Genomic DNA, 3,590 nt, shown 5'->3' with positions numbered 1-3,590 from the left:
TGCGGTTTTACGCCGGCTCGCCCCTGGTGGCCAAGAACGGCGTCGCCATCGGTGCCGGGCTCCTCGAGCGAGAACGCGTACAGCAGCGGACCAACCATCTGGTCCTGTGCGACTGCGAACTCGGTGCCTTCGACAGCACGCGAAGCCAGGGTGTTCTTGACAACCTTCAAGAAAACACCGGTTTCACGAGCCTGCTTGCGCATCGCGGTCATCTGGGCGACCGTGGTGCCAGCGTATTCGGCTGCGATCAAGGAGTGGGCCTTGGCGGCGACGTCTGCCAGCTCGGCGACTACTTCTTGCTTCTGGGACAGATTGAGAGCCATTGCACTCCTCCAATTGAACTCCGCTTACGGCTCCTGCCGTGTGCGGTCCTGTGCGGCATCCGTCCTGGACGCCGGGAACATCGGAATGATGTTCCGGGGGTGGGCCGTTCCAGACCTGGAGTGCAATCGGGGAAGATCCCAGACGTGCGTGAACCAGAAAAACTCCAGAAGGGCACCATCTACGCAGGTTGATTCCGAAGAATCGATTAAGCGGTCATTGCTGCTCCGGCGGCGACTCCCTGCCATTTCGAGCTTCCGTGCCCGTCGCCGGTATTGCCACGACCGCGCCTGCGGTCTTTGACGGCTACCGCCAGCGATGGACTGCCGGCGATGCCTTCAAATGTCACGGCCACAGTGCCCGAGGGCACGGTGACCGCTTGAAACACTTACTTCAGGGTCAGCGACGACTGGTCGACGGTGACGCCCGGGCCCATCGTCGAGCTGACCGAGACCTTCTGCAGGTAGGTGCCCTTCGAGGTGGCCGGCTTGGCCTTGATCAGGTCCAGCAGCAGCGCGGTCAGGTTCGACTTCAGCGCGTCTTCGGCGAAGTCGGCCTTGCCGATGGTGCAGTGGATGATGCCGGCCTTGTCGGTGCGGTAACGGACCTGACCCGACTTGGCGTTCTTCACGGCCTCACCCGGGTTCGGGGAAACGGTGCCGACCTTCGGGTTCGGCATCAGGCCGCGCGGGCCCAGCACGGTACCCAGCTTACCGACGACGCGCATGGCGTCCGGGGTGGCGATGACGACGTCGTAGTTCAGATCGCCGGCCTGCATCTTCTCGGCCAGGTCGTCCATGCCGACGGCTTCGGCGCCAGCGGCCAGGGCTTCGTCAGCCTTGGCACCGGCCGGAGCGAAGACAGCGACGCGAACCGACTTGCCGGTACCGGCCGGCAGCACGGTGGAGCCACGGACCTGCTGGTCGGACTTCTTCGCATCGACGCCCAGGCGCACGGCAACGTCGATCGACTCGACGAACTTGGCCTTGGTGGCGCTCTTCAGGATGTTGATCGCGTCCTCGAAGGCGTACGACTTGCCCGGGACAACGGCGGCCTTGATGGCCTTCTCACGCTTGGTCTGTGCCATCTTATTAACCCTCCACCACGAGGCCCATGGAACGGGCAGAGCCAGCGATGGTACGCACGGCGGCGTCCAGGTCGGCGGCAGTCAGATCCGGCTCCTTCGCCTTGGCGATCTCTTCCAGCTGCTTACGGGTGACCTTGCCGACCTTCTCGGTGTTCGGACGCTTGGAGCCCGACGAGATGCCAGCGGCCTTCTTCAGCAGGGTGGTGGCCGGGGTGCTCTTGGTGATGAAGGTGAACGTACGGTCCGAATAGGCCGTGATGATCACCGGAACCGGCAGACCCGGCTCGAGCTTCTGCGTGGCAGCGTTGAACGCCTTGCAGAATTCCATGATGTTCAGGCCACGCTGACCCAGCGCAGGACCGACCGGCGGCGAGGGGTTGGCCTGACCGGCCTTCACCTGCAGCTTGATGTAACCGACAACTTTCTTTGCCATTTGAGTGCTCTCCGGGTGCTAGCGCCTTGCGACAACAGGCTCCCCATCGGACCGGGAATCACGCGTCCCGGCATCGCGTTTTGAAATCATGATGAAGGCCACCTTGCGGCGGCCTCATCCTGCTGGCTTCCCAGCGGGGAGCCGCGCACTATATCAGGTTTTTTCTTCACATGCCTGAAGCGGCATGTAAACGGAAGAAACCGGGCAAGGCCCGGCTCCCTTTGGAGAGTCGAGCCATGCTCGACTACCACACCATGCAGACCCCGGAGTCGAGCATGGCTCGACTCTACAGGACAGGTCAGACGGCCTTTTCGACCTGGCCGAACTCGAGCTCGACCGGGGTGGCACGACCGAAGATCAGCACCGAGACGCGCAGACGGCTCTTCTCGTAGTTGACTTCTTCGACGACGCCATTGAAATCGTTGAACGGACCATCGGTCACACGGACCATCTGACCCGGCTCGAACAGCACCTTCGGACGCGGCTTCTCGACACCTTCCTGGACGCGGTTCAGGATGGCTTCGGCCTCGGAATCGGCGATCGGCAGCGGACGATCAGCAGTGCCGCCAATGAAGCCCATGACGCGCGGGGTTTCCTTGACCAGGTGCCAGCTTTCGTTGTCGATGCGCGGGATGCCGGCTTCTTCGTGGGTCTCGATCTGGACCAGCACATAGCCCGGGAAGAACTTGCGCTCGGAACGGCGCTTCTGGCCCGCGCGCATCTCGACCACTTCTTCGGTCGGGACCAGGACGTCGCCGAAGCGCTCTTCCATGCCGTCACGGACGATGCGATCACGCAGGGCCTGCGCAACCGACTTCTCGAAGCCCGAATAGGCGTGAACGACGTACCAACGCTTCATGCAAATCTCCTTAGCGACTCAGGAAAAGCTGGATCGCCCACTGAATGAGGTAATCGAACCCACCCAGCAGCAGGCTGAGGATGATGACCACAACCATCACGACCCAGGTCATGCGGGTGGCTTCCTGGCGCGTCGGCCAGACCACCTTGCGCAGCTCGAAGCGCGACTCGGAGAGGAACTCGCGGGTATCACGACCCTTGCCGGTCATCAGGAACACGCCGACACCGCCGGCCAGACCAATGATGACCGCCAACGCACGCAGCTGACCCGCCCACGCGCCCAGCTGGGCAGCGCGACCAGAGTCAGCGGAGAACCAGAACCATACGAACAGACCAGCCAGCACCAGCAGTGTGGCGAGGACGTACTTGACGATATCCCCACCGTGGGTGGAGGTGTCCTTGGAGTGTTCGATCTTGCTATTCATCAGGCTATGTCTGCTTTAGCGGCCGAACCGCTGGATAAGGTGGGCAGATGGCACGCCAGGAGGGACTCGAACCCCCAACCTGCGGTTTTGGAGACCGCTGCTCTGCCAATTGAGCTACTGGCGTACAGATTGAAACTTGCCTTCCCTTAGACGGCGAAGGCGGACCGAGGTTCCCGGCCCGCCACTCGCGCGACCGGCAGCGCTATGCAACCGCCGGCTTTGCAGGCTTACTCGATGATGGTGGAGACCACACCGGCGCCGACGGTACGGCCACCTTCGCGGATCGCGAAGCGCAGGCCGGCGTCCATTGCGACCGGGTTGATCAGGGTGACAACCATCTTGATGTTGTCGCCCGGCATCACCATCTCGACGCCTTCCGGCAGCTCGACCGCACCGGTGATGTCGGTGGTACGGAAGTAGAACTGCGGACGGTAGCCCTTGAAGAACGGGGTGTGACGGCCGCCTT

The 3,590-nt window shown here is 62.7% G+C and carries 5 protein-coding genes, 1 tRNA gene and 1 pseudogene; all 7 read right to left on the bottom strand.

Translation table 11 applies throughout. From position 1 onward, the window contains the following. Positions 1-323, bottom strand: a 323-nt coding sequence (gene rplJ, locus ACQKDV_RS18765) for a 50S ribosomal protein L10 (protein WP_427785753.1), incomplete at its 3' end; no start/stop codon positions are given. A 386-nt stretch (positions 324-709) separates the two neighbouring features. Next, complete coding sequence (rplA, locus tag ACQKDV_RS18760) at positions 710-1,408, bottom strand: 50S ribosomal protein L1 (protein WP_108748650.1); 699 nt, start codon at positions 1,406-1,408, stop codon at positions 710-712. 4 nt (positions 1,409-1,412) lie between these two features. Then, complete coding sequence (gene rplK, locus ACQKDV_RS18755) at positions 1,413-1,841, bottom strand: 50S ribosomal protein L11 (RefSeq protein WP_004145248.1); 429 nt, start codon at positions 1,839-1,841, stop codon at positions 1,413-1,415. A 298-nt stretch (positions 1,842-2,139) separates the two neighbouring features. Continuing rightward, a complete protein-coding gene (nusG, locus tag ACQKDV_RS18750) occupies positions 2,140-2,700 on the bottom strand; it encodes a transcription termination/antitermination protein NusG (RefSeq protein WP_004154362.1) in 561 nt (186 codons plus the stop codon). A 10-nt stretch (positions 2,701-2,710) separates the two neighbouring features. Beyond that, positions 2,711-3,124, bottom strand: a complete 414-nt coding sequence (gene secE, locus ACQKDV_RS18745) for a preprotein translocase subunit SecE (protein WP_427785752.1) — start codon at positions 3,122-3,124, stop codon at positions 2,711-2,713. 48 nt (positions 3,125-3,172) lie between these two features. Next, positions 3,173-3,248 (bottom strand) — tRNA-Trp (locus tag ACQKDV_RS18740). Between the two features lie 103 nt (positions 3,249-3,351). Further along, a pseudogene (tuf, locus tag ACQKDV_RS18735) lies at positions 3,352-3,590 on the bottom strand (elongation factor Tu); the annotation flags it as partial.

Origin of the sequence: Stenotrophomonas sp. NPDC077659 (assembly GCF_050268705.1) — a bacterium.
In the GTDB taxonomy this organism is placed as follows: Bacteria; Pseudomonadota; Gammaproteobacteria; order Xanthomonadales; family Xanthomonadaceae; genus Stenotrophomonas.
This window is presented reverse-complemented; position numbering and strand designations above follow the sequence as displayed.

Coding starts and splice junctions, on each gene's coding strand:
- rplA (WP_108748650.1), bottom strand. CDS start 1,408: ATGGCACAGACCAAGCGTGAGAAGGCCATCAAGGCCGCCGTTGTCCCG.
- rplK (WP_004145248.1), bottom strand. CDS start 1,841: ATGGCAAAGAAAGTTGTCGGTTACATCAAGCTGCAGGTGAAGGCCGGT.
- nusG (WP_004154362.1), bottom strand. CDS start 2,700: ATGAAGCGTTGGTACGTCGTTCACGCCTATTCGGGCTTCGAGAAGTCG.
- secE (WP_427785752.1), bottom strand. CDS start 3,124: ATGAATAGCAAGATCGAACACTCCAAGGACACCTCCACCCACGGTGGG.